Raw genomic sequence first — 18,012 nt, 5'->3', positions numbered from 1 at the left:
GGACCCCTCCTATTCCAAACACTATGAAAAACAAACTCGCCATTGCCATTGCCCAGTTAAACCCCGTTGTCGGTGACATTGCCGGTAATGCGGAAAAGATTGTGGCTGCCTGGGAATCTGCGGCCGCCAGGGGCGCGGATATTGTTCTTTATTCTGAACTGGTGTTATCGGGCTATCCCCCCGAAGACCTGGTGATGAAGCCATCTTTCATGCGCCATTTGCGCGAAGCGGTCGATGATATTTGCCAGCGTACCGCAAATCGCAAAAACGGACCGGCCCTGTTGCTGGCGACGCCGTGGGAGTTTAACGGCGCGCGCTATAATGCCGTTTTGCTGATTGATGGTGGCAAGATTGAAACCGTGCGTGCCAAAAACGATTTGCCTAACTATGGCGTTTTTGACGAAAAACGCGTTTTTGATGCCGGCCCCATGCCCGATGTCGTTGATTTTCGCGGCATTCGCCTGGGTGTGCCGATTTGCGAGGATGTGTGGACACCGCATGTGGTGGCCCATTTGGCCGGGCGCGGTGCCGAATTTATGCTGGTTCCCAACGGGTCGCCCTTCGAGGCTGACAAGGACGGGCTGCGTCGCCAGCTTATCCGCGACCGGGTGCTGGAATGTGGCCTGCCGATGATTTATTGCAACGAGGTTGGCGGACAGGACGAACTGGTTTTTGATGGCGGTTCGTTTGGTCTGGATGGCGATGGTGTGCTTGCGGTTGCCTTGCCTGCCTTTGTCGAATCGGTGGTGATATCGAACTGGTCACGCGACGGGGATGGCAAATGGTATTGCGATGATGCTGCGCCCGATGCGCGTTATCCATCCGGCCTTGATGCGATTTACCAGACACTGGTTTTGGGCCTGCGCGATTATGTAAATAAAAACCGGTTTCCAGGTGTTGTGATTGGCATGTCGGGCGGGGTTGACTCGGCCCTGTCTGCTGCCGTGGCGGTGGACGCGCTGGGGGCGGATCGCGTGCGTCTGGTGATGATGCCGTCGCCCTATACCTCGGCCGATAGCCTGGAAGATGCGCAAATTTGCGCCGATATGTTAAAAACCGGCATCGAAAGCATTAATATCGGCCCGGCGATGGAAGCCTTTGGCACCATGCTGGCCCCGGCTTTTGCCGGGCGTGATCCTGATATTGCCGAAGAAAACATTCAGGCCCGCTCCCGCGGGATCATATTGATGGGGCTTTCCAACAAATTTGGCCACATGGTGTTAACCACGGGCAACAAATCGGAAATGTCGGTTGGTTATGCCACGTTATATGGTGACATGTGCGGCGGGTATTCGGTTCTTAAGGATCTTTATAAAACCACGGTGTTTGCCCTGTGCCACTGGCGCAACGCCCATTGCCCGCAAGGTGTTTTGGGGCCGAAGGGCATGGTGATCCCCGAACGGATCATTACCAAGCCGCCCTCGGCCGAATTGCGCCCCGATCAGAAAGACGAAGACAGTTTGCCCCCCTATGATGTTCTTGATGATATACTGCACCAGATGATTGAAGGGGAACGGAGTGTTGCTGAAATTGTTGCCGGTGGCCATGACGAAGAAACAGTGCGCCGGGTTTGGCGGTTGTTGGACCGTGCTGAATATAAACGCCGACAGGCGCCGCCGGGGGTGAAAATTACACCGCGTGCCTTTGGCCGTGACCGGCGATACCCGATTACCAATGGTTTTACCAATCTGGTTACCTGATGTTAAAACGCGTTGACCGACATCGTTCAACGCGCCCCTCACTCGGCGGGCGGGCTTTAATAAAGCCCTTGCCTCTCGCGGCACAGGCCGCGCGGCGCAGTCGCGCCTAACCGGATTTCGACGAGGGTTACCCTCGACGGGTCTGGTATGACATGGATTTTGTTTGAAAAATATTGATATGAAAAAACCTGTTTTACGTTTTGCCCCCAGCCCGACCGGCTTGCTTCATGTCGGGAATGCCCGTGTTGCCATGATGAACTGGCTTTATGCCCGCAAGCATGGCGCGGAATTTATCCTGCGGTTTGATGATACCGACCCGGAACGCTCCAGGGATGAATATGTTGATGCCATTCGCGAGGATTTGCGTTGGCTGGGCATTGACTGGGACCGCGAGGAACGCCAGTCCCTGCGTCAGGACAAATACGACGTTGCGATTGAAAAACTGAAAGCCGAAAAGCTGCTCTATCCGTGCTATGAAACGGAAGGCGAACTGAACTGGAAACGCAAGGCGGCCCGCCAGCGCCACCAGCCTTTCATTTATGATCGCAAGGCGCTTATTTTGGACCCGGCTGAAATCAAAGCCTTCGAAGCCGAAGGCCGCAAGCCCCATTGGCGCTTTTTGCTGCCCGACGGTGTGGTCGAATGGGAAGATATGTGCCGTGGCCTGTGCCATTTTGACACCGAACATGTCTCGGACCCGGTTCTGATCCGCGAGGACGGATCGTTGCTGTATATGCTGGGATCGGTGGTGGACGACCTTGAAATGGGTGTTACTCATATCATTCGTGGGGAAGACCATGTGACCAACACCGTGGCGCAAATTCTGGTTTATATGGCGCTGGGCGGCAAGGCGGGCGGGCTTGATTTTGGTCATATGCCGCTTTTGGCCGGGCCGGGCGGATCACAGCTTTCGAAACGATTGGGCAGCCTGTCGCTGCGCGAATTGCGCAATGATGGCTTTGAAGTGCCGGCCCTGGTCGGGCTTTTGACCGGGCTTGGCGCGTCTGAGCGGATCGAACCGGTGACCATGCGGGGTGCGATTGAAACGTTTGATATTTCGGCATTCGGGCGTTCGACACCGAAATTTGACCCGGCTGATCTGGCATCGCTGAACGAAAAAATCGTTCACGAAATGCCCTTTGAGCAGGCCCGTGACAAGCTGGTTGCCGCAGGCATGGAAGATATTGACGAGCCGTTTTGGCTGGCGGTACGCAGCAATTGCTGGCGTGTGGCCGAAGCCCGCGAATGGTGGGATGTGATCCACACTGTGACCGTGCCTGAAATTGATGAAGAAGACCGTGACTTCCTGCGTCAGGCGGCCGATATATTGCCGATGGGCGCACTGGATGCTACAAGCTGGAAAAGCTGGACGGGGGCATTGAAAGAGGCCACTGACCGTAAAGGAAAGCAGTTGTTTATGCCGTTACGCAAAGCCCTGACCGGGCGCGAACATGGCCCGGAAATGTCGGCAATGTTGCCGCTGATTGGCAGCGAAAAGGCCCGTGCACGGCTGTGTGGCACGGCGGTCTGATTTCGGTCGGATCGCCCGAATATGACAGTCGCCCTAACGCCATTTGAACGGACCATAAAAAATGACTGACACATATCCTGCCTTGCGTATTTACGACAGCCTGACCCGCGAAAAACAGCTATTTGAACCGATTGATGAAGACGATGTACGTTTGTATGTCTGCGGACCAACGGTTTATGACTATGCCCATGTTGGCAATGCGCGCCCGGTTGTGGTGTTTGATACGCTGGTGCGTTTGTTGCGCTATCTGTATCCGAACGTCACCTATGTTCGTAATGTCACCGACATTGATGACAAAATCAATCAGCGCGCCCGCGACAGCGGTGAGCCGATTTCGGCGATTACCGCGCGCACCCATCAGGCCTATCTTGAAGATATGGACGCGCTGAATGCGGACAAGCCCGATATTGAACCGCGTGCGACCGACCATATCCCCGATATGATCGCCATGTGCGAAAAACTGATCGCGCAGGGCTTTGCCTATGCTGTCGAAGGTCATGTGTTGTTTGCGGTGTCCAAATACGAACAATATGGCAAATTATCGCGCCGCAACCGTGATGAAATGATTGCCGGTGCCCGCGTTGAAGTCGCCCCTTATAAAAAGGACCCGGCGGACTTTGTATTGTGGAAACCGTCTGACGAAGACACGCCGGGCTGGGACAGCCCGTGGGGCCGTGGGCGTCCGGGCTGGCATATTGAATGCTCGGCCATGGCAACGCGCTATCTGGGCGAAAATTTTGACATTCATGGCGGCGGGATCGACCTGGTGTTTCCGCATCATGAAAACGAAATTGCCCAAAGCTGCTGTGCCAATCACGGGTCCAGCTATGCCAAATACTGGATGCATAACGGCCATCTGATGGTTGAAGGCGAAAAAATGTCCAAGTCATTGGGCAATTTTGTCACCGTGCATGAATTGCTGGAAAGCTGGCCGGGCGAAGCCATTCGACTGGCGATGATGAGCACCCATTATCATCAGCCGATCAACTGGACACTTGATAACCTGCGCCAGGCCAAGGAAGCCCTGGACCGTTTTTATACGGCCCTGCGTCAAACATCCTCGATTGTTTATGAAGATGCCGACGTGCCTGACGGGGTGTTGAACGCGCTGTGTGATGATTTGAACACACCATTGGCCATTGCCGAGTTTCACGAGCTGATCACGCAGCTTAACAAAGCCAGGAACGACCGTAAAAAGGCCGAAGCCAAAGGTCGTGTTCTGGCGGCAGCCGAATTGCTGGGTATTCTGGAAATCGATGTTGATAGCTGGTTTACCGGTGGTAGCGATGCAGATGAAGCCGCCGAAATTGACGCGCTGATTATCAAGCGGGCGGATGCCAAGAAAAACCGTGATTTCGCGGTTGCCGACCAGATCCGCAATGATTTGCTGGCACGCGGCATTATTCTGGAAGACTTCAAGGACGGGACAACCTGGAAACGCGGTTGATCTGTTCTTTTGTGACCTTTGCGAAAGGCGCCATCGGGAAACCGGGGCGCCTTTTTTCTTTGAAAAAGGGCGGGGTTCGGCGGAAAATGGCGTTCCTTGCATGGGGGGCTGTTTTACGGCACCCTTGGGCTGTGATACGAACCACGGATGATCAAAGGAAATGCCAACATGACCTTTGCTGATATCAGTCGGCGCACGTTTTTGATGGGGGCAGCCCGGTTGGGGGCCGTGACCATTGCCGGTGTGCCGTTTATCGGAACGTCGCATGGTCAGCAGGTTGCGTCCGGATCGGGGGTGTTGCACCGTAAAATTCCTGCCAGTGATGAAACAATACCGGCGATTGGTCTGGGCAGCTGGATTACCTTTAACGTGGGTAATGATCCGGTTTTGTTGAAAAATTGCGCCGATGTCATGGGGGCGTTTTTTGCCGGGGGCGGCAAAATGATTGATTCATCCCCGATGTATGGATCATCGCAGGCCACCATCGGCCATGGATTGGCATCACTGGGCATTAACCGCCAACAGGTGTTTGCCACCGACAAGGTTTGGACCCGCGATGAAAAGGGCGGGGCGGATCAAATTTCCCAAACTGCCGAAAACTGGGGCATATCGCGGTTTGATTTGCTGCAGGTGCATAATATGCTGGACTGGGAAGATCAGTTGCCGTTGCTGCAGGACAAAAAGAACGCAGGCGCGCTGCGATATGTTGGTGTGACCACATCGCATGAACGTCGTCACGACCTGCTGGGTGTGGTCATGGAGCGCGCGCCGCTGGATTTTATTCAGGTGACCTATAATCCGCTGGATCGGGCCGTGGAAAACCGCATTTTGCCCATGGCGCAGGAACGCGGCATGGGCGTTATTATTAACCGGCCCTTTCGCGGCGGACATTTGACCAAGGCGCTACGCGGCACCCCCCTTCCCGGTTTTGCCACTGAACTTGGCGCGCAAAGCTGGGCGCAACTGATTTTGAAATACATCATTTCTCACCCGGCAGTGACCTGCACCATCCCGGCCACAACAAGGGTGGATCATCTGCGCGAAAACCTTGCCGCAGCCATGCAGGATGCCGGTACAAATACAAACACAAATGCCCAATATTCTGTATTGCCCGATGAAAAAATGCGCCACGCCATCGCCACGGCCATAGGAAACGCCCTATGACGGAATGGTGGGATTATCATTTGGTTGATTTTTTGCTGTTTTCCAGCCGGGTGTATTACCGGTTATTTGCCATTTTCAATCAGGCATTCTGGCCGGTTAATCTGCTGTTATATCTGGCCGGGGCGGGATTGGTGTTTTGGGTATTGCGACGAGCACACACGGGCAGGCGGCACCTTATGTCGCGTCTGGTGCCGCTGGTGCTGGCCATGATGTGGGCGTGGTCGGGCGCGGTTTTTATGGGATATTATTATCAACCCATCAATTGGGCTGTGCCTTATGTGTTGCCGTTATTCGGGGTGCAAACCTTTATGCTGGTGGTGTTTTGCGTTCGTAAAACCCCGTTATTGTTTTGCTGGCGCGGTGATTTTTCCAGCATGGCCGGGGTGGCGTTGCTGATTTTGGCGATACCGGTTTACCCGTTTTTCAGCCTGCTTTCAGGCCGCGAAATAATGGCCGCCGAACTGTTTGGCAGTGCGCCCGACCCAACAGCGATCGGGACATTGGGCCTGCTGTTGCTGGCACGGGGCACATGGCGCTGGCTGTTGTTGCCCGCCCCGGTTTTATGGTGCCTTGTTACCAGCCTGACATTGTGGGCAATGGATCAGGATATTGCCTGGTTGCCCGTGGTCTCGGCGTGGCTGGCAATATTGGGGGGCTGGATGGATGCCAAAAGCGGCGTCACACGCAAATCAGCCAGCGGCACCGACCGATGCCCGACTTAAAGCATCTTTCCTTTAATTCACTGCCAATAAACCCCAAGCAGCACAGCAAGGCGCTAACATCCGCCATGCCTGGGCTGCAAGCCGCCCGTTTACCGGTTAAACAGCAATTTCAGGCCGATTGCCGCGAAAAACAGGCCGAGAATGCCGTTGATCCAGCGTGCCATGCGCCGATAAAGCGCAATAACCGGCCGGGTCGAAAAAGCCGTGGCATAAAACAGATGTATGCCGGTTGATAAAAGCCCGCAGCCCGCAACAATAGCCATTCCCACCCAAAGCGGTGCGCCCGGCTGAAAGCCAATCGAAATAATGGCGATCCAGGTCAGGATGGCTTTGGGATTGGTTAAGTGAAGTGCCAGGCCGCGGCTGTAATAATGCGCGGGCGATTGCTGTGGGTCGTTATCGGCTTTGGCGGCAACGGTTGCAGGGCGCGCGGCCGATTTAAAGGCCTTGTAGGCCAGCCATAACAGGTAACAACCACCGGCGATGCGAATGGCATACATGGCATCTGCATAGGCAACAAGCAGGGCCGACAGGCCCGAAAGGGTAATGACCCCAATGCAGAATGAACCACTGCCAATGCCAAGGGCAAAGAAGCGTCCTGCCCGGCGGCCATCGCCAAGTGATACGCCCATCAATGCCATCAAGGCCGGGCCGGGGCTGATCAAACCGACCAGCAAGGCGGCATAAGCCAGCAAAATACCGGGTAAATACATTTGAAGCTCTGCCATCACATCACCCTTTGTTGCATCAATTCAAAAACCATATGCCAATACCGGGACGGCGTCGATTGTGGAAAACCCGTTTATGATCTGTACTGACAGCAGATGTCAGGGGCGAGAGGATCAATTATCCGGCTCTGAGGCGATCCTGCGCTACGGTGTAAACACTCAAAGCCCGACGGATGCCGCCGGGCTTTGAGCGAGGGTCTATCCTTTGGCAGGGGTCGGGGCGGCTTATTCCTCGCCGGTCACGCCACGGGCAATTTCGGATAAGGCCTGTTCAAAAACTTCGGGCGGGTGGCCGCCGCTAATGGCGTATTTGCCATTTACCACATAGGTCGGAACCGACGTAATGCCGGCGGATTTAAATTCTTCTTCCTCGGCGCGGACTTCGCTGGCATATGTATCTCCTGCCAGAATTTCGTCTGCTTCTTCCGGTGACAGGCCCACTTCTTCGCAGCAACGTTTTAAAACACCGTGATCACCAGGGTTTTCGCCTTCCTGAAAATAAGACCGAAACAGCGCCAGTTTCAGGTCGGTTTGTTTGCCCTTTTTGCCCGCCCAATACAGCATGCGGTGGCAATCGAAGGTGTTGTAAATGCGGCTGTCAGAACTGAAATGAATGTCAAAACCGGCATTTTCGCCCATCATCTGGATGCGGTCCCGGTTTTCGGCACTTTGGTCCGGTGTCAGTGCGTATTTTTCATGGATATGTTCGCCCAGTTCCTGGCCTTCAGGCCCCATGTCGGGGTTAAGCTCGAACGGGTGCCAGCGCAGTTTCACATCAAGCTGGCCTTGCAGATTGTGCAGGGCCTGCTCAAGATGTTTATAGCCGATAATGCACCACGGGCAGACAATGTCGGAAACAATGTCGATCTGCATTTTGGTCGTTTGGGTCATGCCGGGACCTTTTGTTATGAATGAACTTTCCCCAGACATAAGCCCTTGTCACAATAACGCAACCATTCGTGCATGACGGGGCTTTCAGAAATCCGTGAAACGGATGGTTCTGTGTATCTGAGAAGCACGGCAATTGACGGTGGTGTTCAAGCCGGACGGTTTAAAGCAAAAGACGTTCCGGCTTTGAATGGCTGGGGCGGGACCGGTGAACAGGTCTGCCGTTAATTGCGATTAATCGATGTCCGTGCGGGTATGGCGAACCTGATCAATCATGTATTCCGCATAGGTTTCGATTGTCGGGCAGGACCAGTCTGCGTGGGTTTTGACACCATTGCGGACCCAGTAGCCATGCCATCTTTCATCGACATCCCAGCAGATGGTATATTCGGCAAAACGGTCGACCGCCCGCCAGCAATGTTTGCCGTCGCGGTGCCATGTCAAGCCGCCCAGAAATATCAGATCGTCTGTTCCGGAAGCAATGCGACGCATATAACCATTTCCTTAGGACCAAGAGGATCTATTTATACGCATGGATATCAACGCAAGGGTGTGACAGGTGTTTTTTCACATCTGAAAGTATGTACAGCAACATAATGTGAGTTCCGGTGTCGCACAATCATGCAAGGGGACAGGGTAACTACTCTAAAGGTGGAGAAATCGCAGAATTTGTCGTTTTTTTGCTGCGCGTGGCAACGAGGTTGCACCGGAAGCGGTTTTGCGGCAATTTGCCAGACCGTCCCGACCCTGAAAGCCGGGGAACCACCCGTTTTCGCGGGCTGCCCATGAGGCACCGCATAAAAATGCAGATTTGGAACCAATATGTCTGACAAGCGCGTCTATTTATATGACAGTACCTTGCGTGATGGGCAACAGACCCAGGGCGTCGATTTTTCAGCCGCGGATAAAACCGCGATTGCCAAGGCACTGGACGAGCTGTCGATTGACTATATTGAAGGCGGCTGGCCAGGGGCAAACCCGACAGATGACGCGTTTTTTGCCAATCCGCCCAAACTGAAAAATTCACGCCTGACTGCCTTTGGCATGACGCGCCGTGCCGGTCGGTCGGCATCGAACGACCCGGGCCTGACCACCCTGATCCAGAATGCGCCGGTGGTGTGCATGGTGGGGAAAAGCTGGGATTTTCAGGTGACCGAGGCGTTAGGCATCGAACTTGATGAAAACATCGCGATGATTTCGGAATCGGTCGCGCATGTAAAACAGCATAGCGAAGAAGTGCTGTTTGATGCCGAACATTTCTTTGATGGTTATAAAGCCAACCGGGATTATGCCTTGTTGGCCATTCAGGCGGCCTATGATGCCGGTGCGCGCTGGGTTGTGCTGTGCGATACCAATGGCGGCACATTGCCCGACGAAATTTCGCAAATTGTCAGCGATGTATGTACCCGCATTCCCGGCAGCCACATTGGCATTCATTGCCATAATGATACCGAAAATGCGGTTGCCAATTCGCTGGCGGCTGTGCGGGCCGGGGCGCGCCAAATTCAGGGCACGCTCAATGGTCTTGGTGAACGGTGCGGCAACGCCAACCTGATTTCCATCATTCCGACCCTGATGCTGAAAATGGGTTATGATGTGGGCATCAGCGCGCAACAATTAACCCAGTTGCGGCGTATTTCACATATTCTTGATGACCGGCTCAACCGCGAACCAACCCGGCAGGCGGCCTATGTTGGTGAATCGGCCTTTGCCCATAAGGGCGGTTTGCATGTGTCGGCGGTCGAGAAAAACCCGGCCTGTTATGAGCATGTTGAACCGGAAAAAGTTGGCAATCAGCGCCAGATTCTGGTGTCGGACCAGGCGGGACGATCCAATATTCTGGCGCGGTTTCGGGAAATCGGCGTCGATGTTGACCCCAAATCCGAAGCGGTTGGCAAACTGGTGGAACTGGTTAAACAGCGCGAATTTGACGGTTATGCCTATGACGGGGCCGAAGCCAGTTTTGAATTGCTGGCCCGCAAGGCGATGGGGCAACTCGAACGGTATTTTCGCGTGACATCCTTTCGCGTGATCGACGAACGCCGCTGGGTGGATGAGCAGGACGAACAGGTTATCACGATGTCCGAGGCCACGGTAAAAGTGGTTGTGGGCGATGAACAGTTCATGTCGGTGGCCGAAGGGAACGGCCCGGTCAATGCGCTGGATGCGGCATTGCGCAAGGTTTTGCTGACCGTGCCGGAATATCGCGACGTGATCGCACCGATCGAACTGATCGATTACAAGGTGCGGATCATAACAAGGGGGGATGGCACCCGTGCTGTTACCCGCGTCATGATCGAAAGCCGCGATGCCGAAGGCAACAGTTGGGCGACCGTCGGGGTTTCGAGCAATATTATCGAGGCGTCTTATAATGCCCTGCGCGATTCTATAAGTTACAAACTGTTCAAAGCCGGTATCAGTAGCCAGCATTCATAAGCCTTAATGTATTTTCCCTAACCAGCCGCACATCGTGCTGACCGGTTACGGGGATTGCATGTGACCCATGCGGGTGCTGGTGCTGTGGGGCAGGAAATGCTAAGCAGCCCGCAATCACGGGCGGGTTTGCCGCCTTTATGGATAGGTGCTGGTTATTGGCTGGTGTGTAATCTGCGCCGATTAACCTAACAGGAGACGTCAGGGGATGAGCGATACCCCAACTGCGGCCCGCCCTGAAACGGCAGGCGTGGTTAATCCACCCGTTATCATCTTAATCGAACCGCAGCTTGGCGATAATATTGGCAAGGCGGCGCGCGCGATGCTGAATTGCGGCCTGGTTGATTTGCGTTTGGTGCGCCCGCGCGATGGCTGGCCCAATGAACGGGCCACGGCCAATGCATCGGGTGCGGATATCGTGATCGACAATGCCAAAGTGTTCGACCGCGAAGAAGACGCGCTGGCCGATTTGAACCGCATTTACGTGACCACGGCGCGCACCCGCGATGCGGTGAAACCGGTTTTCACCCCGCGTGGCCTCGGCCCGGAAATGCGGGCCAATATTGGCAAGGGTGAAAAAATTGGCGTGATGTTTGGCCCCGAACGCACCGGTGTGCGCAACGAACATATTGCCATGGCGGATGCCGTTGTTACCGTGCCGCTAAATCCCGGCTTTACCTCGCTTAACCTGGCACAGGCCGTGTTGTTGATTGGGTATGAATGGTGGCAGGCCGGGGTGGATGTGCCTGATTATCAGATGATGATGAACGATTCGTTCCCCGCCACCCATGACGAGGTTGAACGGATGTTTGTTCATCTTGAACACGAACTTGATGAAGCGGGCTTTTTCCGTGTTGAAGCCAAGCGCCCGGCAATGGAACGTAACATTCGCAATATTTTTAACCGGATCGGCCTGACCCATCAGGAAGTGCAAACCATTCGTGGCATGATCGTTGCCATGCGCGGCGGAAAATACAAACCAAAACAGAATTAACGGTTTAAATCTGCTATTTCAGGGGGCGGGACGCGTTTGTACCTTTCAGGCACGGTTACCGGATTTTACAGATGTTTGCGCCCGGTCGGTTTGGCTGGGCGTTTTGTGAAGAATTAATTAAGTTTACCTGCCTTCTCATCATAATGTGATGCACCCTCGGTTTATTCTAATTATTTTGATGCTGACCATCGGGTTTGTGATCGAAAGTGCCGATCAAGCGTTTTCTCGCATTATTGAATAGTTTGTCTGCTCAACCGCGCGTGATGCGTGTGGGTGCGTCTGACAAAAAGAGGGGCAGAGAAAATGAAGGCTTTTACCAATTTGTCGATGAAAGTTCAGTTGCTGCTGGCAATGTCGGCACTGGCTCTTTTTTCGATTGCGGTCGTTCTGATTGTGACGCAAACATCCTCGTTTGATGCTCTTCGTTCTGTATCGATTGAAAAGACCCGCGAACAGGCCGTGCGGTATGGAAATTCTGTATCAGAAGAATTAAACAAACCGGCAGAGGCTGTGCGCACTGTCGCGGCCTCGCTTAAGGGGCTGCATAATGCGGGGAAGACAGATCGTAAACTTGCGGCTGAAATTATCTCGCAAATGCTGCGTCAGCACCCGCAAATTTTTGGCAGCGGTACGATATGGGAACCCAATGCCTTTGATGGTAAGGATGCCGAGCATATCAACGCCCCTTACAGCGACGCAAAAGGCCGCTTTGCCCCGTATTTTTACCGTGATGATAAAGGGGGGATTATTTCAGAACCTCTTGTTGGTTTTGATGTGCCAGGCGATGGTGACTGGTGGCTGATCCCGCGCAAGGAGCGGCGGGAATCTATCGTTGAACCTTATATTTATCCGGTGAATAACACCGAAGTTTTGATGACCACGATTAGCGCACCGATATTTGAAGATGCGCCGGGCAGCAAGGTTATTGGCGGGGTGACAGTTGATTTGGCCCTGGAAACCTTGCAGAAAATTATCGATCAGATCTCGTTGCCCGAAGGGGGGATTGCCACGCTGGTTTCATCGGGCGGTTATGTTGTTGCCCATACGCAGCGTGATTTTGTGGGCCAGAATATTACCAATGTTGAGGCCAATTTTGGGCCGGCATTGGCGACAACCGCACAAGGCAACATTTTTTCTGATCAACAAATGCTGGCGAACAACGAAACATTTTATACTGTTTTCAGCCCGGTTGTTATTGGCAGCACCGGCACAAACTGGGCCTTGGGCATTTCTGTTCCCATGAAGGCGGTTCTGGGGGCCGCGAACCATCAACTTGTTATTGCATTAATTGTTGCCGCCATCGTTGTTTTGATCGGGGCATTGATTGCTTTCTGGCTGGGGGGAGCCTTGGGGCGGCCTGTGCGTTTGATGACGGCCAGCATGAACGCGCTGGCGAAAAACGATATATCGATTGAAATTCCCTATACGGACCGGGAAAACGAATTTGGCGATATGGCAAAGGCGGTTGAAGTGTTTCGCGAAAACGCCATCAGGGTTCGCATGGCAGAAGAAGAGAAACACAAGGCCGACCAGGCAGCCGAAGAAAAACGTCGTCAGCATTTAACCTCCCTTGCCGACTCGTTTGAAAGCTCGGTTGGCACAATTGTACATTCCGTGAGCCATGCGGCACATGGCTTGTCTGATTCTTCGGGGCTTTTAAATCAGGTTGCCATTGATACAAGCCGCCAGGCCGGGACCGTTTCCCATGCCGCAGAAGAAGCGTCTAGCAATGTGCAGGCAGTTGCTTCTGCAACCGAACAGCTTTCAGCCTCCATTCGCGAAATATCGGCCCAGGTGGCACAGGCCAACCAGGTGACGTCGGAGGCTGTTGAAGAATCGAACCGTACCTCAAAACTGATTAATGGTTTGGCGGAAACGTCGGAAAAGATTGGGAATGTGGTGACGCTTATTCAGGATATTGCGGCCCAGACCAATCTTTTGGCGCTGAATGCGACCATTGAGGCCGCCCGGGCTGGCGAGGCGGGCAAGGGGTTTGCCGTGGTTGCCAACGAGGTTAAAAACCTTGCCAGTCAAACGGCAAAGGCAACAGATGAAATCTCCAGCCAGATTGGAGGAATTCAAGGGGCAACCCGGGAAGCGGTAGATGCGATTTCGGGTATTTCAAATACCATCACTCGGATCAGTGAAATCGCCTCTATGATTTCTGCTGCAGTTGAGCAGCAGGGGGCCGCAACCGACGAAATTGCCGAAAATGTTGGCCGTGCCGCCAGCGGCACATCGCAGGTTACCGAAACAATTGGCGATGTGACGGCATCGACCGCCAAGGTCGGCAGTTCCGCGACCGAAGTGGCGAATGCGGCAGAGGAGCTTACGGCGCAAGCAGCAACCTTGCGGGAAAAAGTGCAGATTTTCCTGGAAAATGTGCGTCCGTAAGTGCCGTTCTTGTCAAAAACAGACCGGTCGTATCGCTGGCTGCGACTGATTTAAAGGTGCCCTCTTGGCGCAAAAGGCAGGAATTCGGCGGTTTCCGTTTGACTCGTGGGGATTCATCTCTATATTGCGCCTCACTTCCGAGAAAGCGGGTCGCGGCAAGGTTCTGCGTCCCCGTTCTGTAACCACCTTGTGGTTCAGAAACTATCGGGACAACAAAGCACTTTTAAAAAAGCGAGTTTACAATGTCGAAACGTATTGCTGCCAAGCATAAAATTGACCGCCGCCTTGGTGTAAACCTTTGGGGTCGTTCCAAATCGCCGCTCAACAAGCGCGAATATGCTCCGGGCATGCACGGCGCAACCCGCCGCAAAAAACCGACCGATTATGGTATCCAGCTGTTCGCCAAACAGCAGCTCAAGGGCTATTATGGTTCCATTTCGGAAAAACAGTTCCTGCGTTATTTCAAAGAAGCATCGCGTCGCCCGGGTGATACCTCGGAAACCCTGATCGGGATTCTCGAAACCCGTCTGGACGCTGTTGTCTACCGTATGAAATTCGTTCCGACCGTGTTTGCTGCACGTCAGTTCGTGAATCACGGCCATGTCCTGGTCAACGGCAAGAAGGTCACCATTCCTTCTTACCTGGTCAAGGAAGGCGACGTTGTTGAAGTCAAATCGGCTTCGCGCGAAATCCCGATGGTTCTCGAAGCTGCGACCTTGGCAGAACGTGACATTCCCGAATATGTCGAAGTTGACCCGAAAGCCTTCAAAGGTACTTTCGTTCGCGTCCCGAAATTCGCCGAAGTCCCGTACCCGGTCCAAATGCAGCCGAACCTGGTTGTCGAATTCTATTCGCGTTAATCTGTTTTTCAGGTTTCGCCGAATACAAAAAGAAACGCTCGCTGTTTTCAGCGGGCGTTTTTTTGCATCTGTTGTTTGATGGTGTTTGATCCATCGGATACTTTAAAGCACATTTCCTTTAATATGACTCATTTTGCCAGCGCAGTCTGCCGCATGGCCGCGTCGAAATCCTTGTCAGTAAACCCATTACGCCCTGCGGACTTCTCCTTACCAGGCGGCAGACTGCGCTGGCAAAATGGGTTATATTAAAGGAAACATACTTTAGCATACCAAAACGAGGACGACCTCGCCCGGTCCGGGTTTTATATGTTCGGGACGACCCGAAAAAATATGAGGTCGCCATGCGCACGACACTTGACCGTATTCGTCATACTCTCAGCTTTGAAATCATCGGCCTTGCCATTGTTGCCCCGCTGGGCACATGGATTTTTGACATGCCAATCCATGATATTGGAATGGTGGCCCTGTTTAGCGCCATTCTGGCGGCGGTGTGGAACTATGTTTTTAATGTGCTGTTTGACCGCAGCATGGTCGCACTTTGCGGCAGCGTTCACAAAACTGTGCCGTTGCGTGTGGCGCATGCCGTTGTGTTCGAGGCGGGTCTGCTGGTTGTTTTAATGCCGCTGATCGCCTGGTATCTGCATGTCAGCCTGTTGCAGGCTTTTATGATGGATGTATCGTTTTCGGCGTTTTATCTGGTTTATGCGTTTGTCTTTAACTGGGCCTATGATGTGTTGTTCCCGATCCCGCAAGTGTCCCGCAAGGACGCAAAACAGGCCAACCGCGCAGATAGCATCAGTTGGTAGATCTTCGTAAGGGCAAAATATAAAACACGCCCGCGATGTAACGCCGGGCGTGTTTTGTAAATCAGATGCGTTGTGCGAAAATCAGGCAGCCGCAGCAACGCCTTTTTCACGCATATGCTGGCCCAGTTCGCCATTGGCAAACATTTCGCGAATGATATCGCAGCCACCAACAAATTCGCCTTTGACGTAAAGCTGGGGAATGGTCGGCCAGTTCGAGAAATCCTTGATCCCTTGACGGATGGCCGGGTCTACCAGAACGTTCACGTCCTTGAACGGAACGCCAAGTTCGGCCAGAACCTGCACAACGGCGGCAGAAAAGCCGCATTGCGGGAACATGGACGTCCCTTTCATGAACAGAACGACGTCGTTCTCGTCGATATCCTTCTGGATGCGGTCAAAAACCGGATTTTCGGACATTGCGGGTATCCTTGACTGTGATAAATGCGGCACGGCATACTACCGTTGATAAGGTGTTTCTGGCCGAAGATATGGCGCTCCGCGGCGTTTATGTCAACTGTTGGCACGCAACTGACGGGCTGTACGCAAATTATCCCAGGTAAACAGGGCCATCCCGCACCAAACAAAAATATACGTGATCAGATGCGCCCGGGTAAAATTTTCGCCAAATAACAAGACGGCGACAAACATCTGGATGGTCGGGTTGACATATTGCATCAGGCTCAGGGCGCTAAATTTCATGTTGCGTGCGGCAAAGGCAAACATCACCAGCGGAATCGTCGTCATGATGCCCAACCCAACCAGCATGGCATCGTTCTGGATGCCGGTATGTAAAAAAGCCAACTGGTCTGTGCTTTGCAGCCAGCCCAAGTAAATCAGGGCAAAAGGCAGCAGGGTAAGGCATTCAACAAACAGCCCGGCAATCGGATCGGCGGGGATAAGTTTGCGCAGCAATCCGTAAAAGCTGAAAAACAGTGCCAGGGCCATGGCGATCCACGGAAATGTGCCAAAAAATACCAGCAGGTTCACCACCCCCGCAAGCACAATGACGACAGATGCAATCTGGGTTCGGTTCAGTTTTTCCTTTAGAAAAATGCGCCCCAGCAACAGCATGATCAAGGGCATGATATAATAGCCAAGGCTGGCTTCCAGGGCATGTCCGTGGTTGACCGACCAGATATAGGTCAGCCAGTTTGCGGCAATCAGCAGGCCGGTTGCAAATAAAAGACCAACGGTGCGCGGCGAGCGCAATAACGTCATCAGGGCGGCCCGGCGGCCCAGGGCAAAAATCAGGATCAAGGTCAGAACCGTTGACCACAAAACACGCTGGCTAAGGATTTCCATTGAACTGGCAAAACCGACCGCGTGAAAATAGGCGCCTGCAAACCCCCAGGCAATAAAGGCACCCAGCCCGGCAAGGGGGCCAGCCCCGATCAGGGCGGGTTTGTTTGAATGCGACATATCAGGTGAACCAGGGTCAGTTATTGGGGCATAATCCGGCCCGGAAACCACCTGCACCGGTCATGCGCGATGACCGGTGCCATTGGGCGGGCTTTGCGAAAGGCAGCCTTATTCGGGAACAGAGGTTTGCAGCGCCAGGGCGTGCAATTCATCGCCCATTTTGCCTTTCAGGGCTGAATAAACCATCTGATGCTGGATCACGCGGGTTTTGCCGCGAAAGGCCTCGGAGACAACCATTGCGGCATAATGATCGCCGTCACCCCGCAAATCCTCGATTCGCACCTGCGCATCGGGAAGGGCTTCCTTGATCATGGTTTCAATTTCGTGTGCTGCCATCGCCATGTGTGTCATCCTTGTTTTAAGGCAAATTGGTGCGCGCGTGCGGGCAGGCGCCGGTGCCGTTCATTCACTGTTGGTTCTGGTATATGGTGCGCCACCGGGGCTGTCAATCAGGGCGGCCTGGTTGAATGGCCTCGTCGCCATAATGCCCCATCGGTATCGGGGTGCCAGATACATTTTACACCATGTTCCGGGCGGGCGGAACATCATGGCATTGAACTTTGTCACTCTTTGCGCTATTGCCTTTATCGGCTTTGCAACAGCCAGCCGTTCGCACCCGCAAGGGAGGGTGAATGTTGTGATCTGATCTTTTTCGGTTCCGCGTCGGACCGGCAATGCGAACACCCGGCCTCCTGTCAGGAGACGATGATGCGTTCAGAGACCCCGATAGATCAAATCCCGGATGCGCAGGCCACCGGGATTCCTGCCAATTTCTCCCATGATGCCGTCGATGCGCTAAAGGCCCGGGCCAAACGCTTGCGCACCGCCCTTGCCAGCCGGGATGTGATGGTATCCCATGCCGGTAGCCTGGAATTAAAGCATGTTTCCTTTAATATGACCCATTTTGTTTGATTTTGGCGTGTCGT

General features: G+C 53.7%; 17 protein-coding genes. 11 read left to right on the top strand and 6 right to left on the bottom strand.

What is annotated here, in order from left to right; genetic code table 11:
• The first annotated feature begins 23 nt into the window (after positions 1-23).
• From AAC086_RS18480 to AAC086_RS18460, 5 genes are all read left to right on the top strand, one after another.
• The gene (locus AAC086_RS18480; protein WP_339780909.1) at positions 24-1,700 is read left to right on the top strand and encodes an NAD+ synthase; all 1,677 of its coding nucleotides are present in this window, start codon (positions 24-26) and stop codon (positions 1,698-1,700) included.
• Positions 1,701-1,878: 178 nt separating this feature from the next.
• A complete protein-coding gene (gltX, locus tag AAC086_RS18475) occupies positions 1,879-3,231 on the top strand; it encodes a glutamate--tRNA ligase (RefSeq protein ID WP_339780908.1) in 1,353 nt (450 codons plus the stop codon).
• Positions 3,232-3,292: 61 nt separating this feature from the next.
• Positions 3,293-4,678, top strand: coding sequence for a cysteine--tRNA ligase (gene cysS / locus AAC086_RS18470; RefSeq protein ID WP_339780906.1), 1,386 nt, complete (start codon positions 3,293-3,295; stop codon positions 4,676-4,678).
• A gap of 168 nt (positions 4,679-4,846) precedes the next feature.
• Positions 4,847-5,842, top strand: coding sequence for an aldo/keto reductase (locus AAC086_RS18465; RefSeq protein ID WP_339780905.1), 996 nt, complete (start codon positions 4,847-4,849; stop codon positions 5,840-5,842).
• On the top strand, positions 5,839-6,564 hold the full coding sequence (locus AAC086_RS18460) for a DUF6064 family protein (RefSeq protein ID WP_339780903.1): 726 nt from the start codon (positions 5,839-5,841) through the stop codon (positions 6,562-6,564). Before AAC086_RS18465 ends, AAC086_RS18460 begins: the two co-directional genes overlap by 4 nt.
• 89 nt (positions 6,565-6,653) lie before the next feature.
• Here AAC086_RS18460 and AAC086_RS18455 read toward each other — a convergent pair whose 3' ends face one another.
• From AAC086_RS18455 to AAC086_RS18445, 3 genes are all read right to left on the bottom strand, one after another.
• Entirely contained in the window at positions 6,654-7,292 is a 639-nt protein-coding gene (locus tag AAC086_RS18455; RefSeq protein WP_339780901.1) for a LysE family transporter, read from the bottom strand.
• A 225-nt stretch (positions 7,293-7,517) separates the two neighbouring features.
• Positions 7,518-8,183, bottom strand: a complete 666-nt coding sequence (locus AAC086_RS18450; RefSeq protein WP_339780899.1) for a DsbA family oxidoreductase — start codon at positions 8,181-8,183, stop codon at positions 7,518-7,520.
• A 231-nt stretch (positions 8,184-8,414) separates the two neighbouring features.
• A complete protein-coding gene (locus AAC086_RS18445; RefSeq protein WP_339780897.1) occupies positions 8,415-8,672 on the bottom strand; it encodes a hypothetical protein in 258 nt (85 codons plus the stop codon).
• Positions 8,673-9,002: 330 nt separating this feature from the next.
• Between AAC086_RS18445 and cimA the strand changes: the two genes are divergently transcribed.
• The 5 genes from cimA to AAC086_RS18420 all read left to right on the top strand — a co-directional run bounded on the left by cimA (position 9,003) and on the right by AAC086_RS18420 (position 15,667).
• Positions 9,003-10,616: a citramalate synthase gene (gene cimA / locus AAC086_RS18440; RefSeq protein ID WP_339780895.1), complete on the top strand. Its 1,614-nt coding sequence runs from the start codon at positions 9,003-9,005 to the stop codon at positions 10,614-10,616.
• Positions 10,617-10,821: 205 nt separating this feature from the next.
• Positions 10,822-11,607, top strand: coding sequence for an RNA methyltransferase (locus AAC086_RS18435; protein ID WP_339780893.1), 786 nt, complete (start codon positions 10,822-10,824; stop codon positions 11,605-11,607).
• Positions 11,608-11,910: 303 nt separating this feature from the next.
• Positions 11,911-14,001, top strand: a complete 2,091-nt coding sequence (locus tag AAC086_RS18430) for a methyl-accepting chemotaxis protein (RefSeq protein ID WP_339780891.1) — start codon at positions 11,911-11,913, stop codon at positions 13,999-14,001.
• Positions 14,002-14,243: 242 nt separating this feature from the next.
• Positions 14,244-14,861 carry a 30S ribosomal protein S4 gene (gene rpsD, locus AAC086_RS18425; protein WP_339780890.1) on the top strand — a complete coding sequence of 206 codons (618 nt, stop codon included), beginning with the start codon at positions 14,244-14,246 and terminating at the stop codon, positions 14,859-14,861.
• 341 nt (positions 14,862-15,202) lie between these two features.
• The gene (locus tag AAC086_RS18420) at positions 15,203-15,667 is read left to right on the top strand and encodes a PACE efflux transporter (RefSeq protein ID WP_339780889.1); all 465 of its coding nucleotides are present in this window, start codon (positions 15,203-15,205) and stop codon (positions 15,665-15,667) included.
• Between the two features lie 81 nt (positions 15,668-15,748).
• On the opposite strand, the gene grxD is transcribed toward AAC086_RS18420, so the two are convergent.
• The 3 genes from grxD to AAC086_RS18405 all read right to left on the bottom strand — a co-directional run bounded on the left by grxD (position 15,749) and on the right by AAC086_RS18405 (position 17,428).
• Positions 15,749-16,084 (bottom strand): Grx4 family monothiol glutaredoxin, encoded by a 336-nt coding sequence (gene grxD, locus AAC086_RS18415; protein WP_085589612.1) that lies wholly within the window; start codon positions 16,082-16,084, stop codon positions 15,749-15,751.
• A gap of 93 nt (positions 16,085-16,177) precedes the next feature.
• Positions 16,178-17,086 carry an EamA family transporter RarD gene (rarD, locus tag AAC086_RS18410; protein WP_339780887.1) on the bottom strand — a complete coding sequence of 303 codons (909 nt, stop codon included), beginning with the start codon at positions 17,084-17,086 and terminating at the stop codon, positions 16,178-16,180.
• 108 nt (positions 17,087-17,194) lie between these two features.
• Positions 17,195-17,428, bottom strand: coding sequence for a BolA family transcriptional regulator (locus AAC086_RS18405; protein WP_085581238.1), 234 nt, complete (start codon positions 17,426-17,428; stop codon positions 17,195-17,197).
• Positions 17,429-17,791: 363 nt separating this feature from the next.
• Here AAC086_RS18405 and AAC086_RS18400 point away from each other — a divergent pair, with 363 nt between their 5' ends.
• Positions 17,792-17,998, top strand: coding sequence for a glyoxalase superfamily protein (locus tag AAC086_RS18400; protein WP_339780884.1), 207 nt, complete (start codon positions 17,792-17,794; stop codon positions 17,996-17,998).
• Positions 17,999-18,012: the final 14 nt, after the last annotated feature.

The sequence above is a fragment of the uncultured Thalassospira sp. genome, from assembly GCF_963976115.1.
Taxonomy (GTDB): Bacteria; Pseudomonadota; Alphaproteobacteria; order Rhodospirillales; family Thalassospiraceae; genus Thalassospira.
The sequence above is the reverse complement of the archived record's forward strand: the minus strand, read 5'-3'. Positions and strand labels throughout refer to the sequence as shown.

Coding starts and splice junctions, on each gene's coding strand:
- AAC086_RS18480 (WP_339780909.1), top strand. CDS start 24: ATGAAAAACAAACTCGCCATTGCCATTGCCCAGTTAAACCCCGTTGTC.
- gltX (WP_339780908.1), top strand. CDS start 1,879: ATGAAAAAACCTGTTTTACGTTTTGCCCCCAGCCCGACCGGCTTGCTT.
- cysS (WP_339780906.1), top strand. CDS start 3,293: ATGACTGACACATATCCTGCCTTGCGTATTTACGACAGCCTGACCCGC.
- AAC086_RS18465 (WP_339780905.1), top strand. CDS start 4,847: ATGACCTTTGCTGATATCAGTCGGCGCACGTTTTTGATGGGGGCAGCC.
- AAC086_RS18460 (WP_339780903.1), top strand. CDS start 5,839: ATGACGGAATGGTGGGATTATCATTTGGTTGATTTTTTGCTGTTTTCC.
- AAC086_RS18455 (WP_339780901.1), bottom strand. CDS start 7,292: ATGGCAGAGCTTCAAATGTATTTACCCGGTATTTTGCTGGCTTATGCC.
- AAC086_RS18450 (WP_339780899.1), bottom strand. CDS start 8,183: ATGACCCAAACGACCAAAATGCAGATCGACATTGTTTCCGACATTGTC.
- AAC086_RS18445 (WP_339780897.1), bottom strand. CDS start 8,672: ATGCGTCGCATTGCTTCCGGAACAGACGATCTGATATTTCTGGGCGGC.
- cimA (WP_339780895.1), top strand. CDS start 9,003: ATGTCTGACAAGCGCGTCTATTTATATGACAGTACCTTGCGTGATGGG.
- AAC086_RS18435 (WP_339780893.1), top strand. CDS start 10,822: ATGAGCGATACCCCAACTGCGGCCCGCCCTGAAACGGCAGGCGTGGTT.
- AAC086_RS18430 (WP_339780891.1), top strand. CDS start 11,911: ATGAAGGCTTTTACCAATTTGTCGATGAAAGTTCAGTTGCTGCTGGCA.
- rpsD (WP_339780890.1), top strand. CDS start 14,244: ATGTCGAAACGTATTGCTGCCAAGCATAAAATTGACCGCCGCCTTGGT.
- AAC086_RS18420 (WP_339780889.1), top strand. CDS start 15,203: ATGCGCACGACACTTGACCGTATTCGTCATACTCTCAGCTTTGAAATC.
- grxD (WP_085589612.1), bottom strand. CDS start 16,084: ATGTCCGAAAATCCGGTTTTTGACCGCATCCAGAAGGATATCGACGAG.
- rarD (WP_339780887.1), bottom strand. CDS start 17,086: ATGTCGCATTCAAACAAACCCGCCCTGATCGGGGCTGGCCCCCTTGCC.
- AAC086_RS18405 (WP_085581238.1), bottom strand. CDS start 17,428: ATGGCGATGGCAGCACACGAAATTGAAACCATGATCAAGGAAGCCCTT.
- AAC086_RS18400 (WP_339780884.1), top strand. CDS start 17,792: ATGATGCGTTCAGAGACCCCGATAGATCAAATCCCGGATGCGCAGGCC.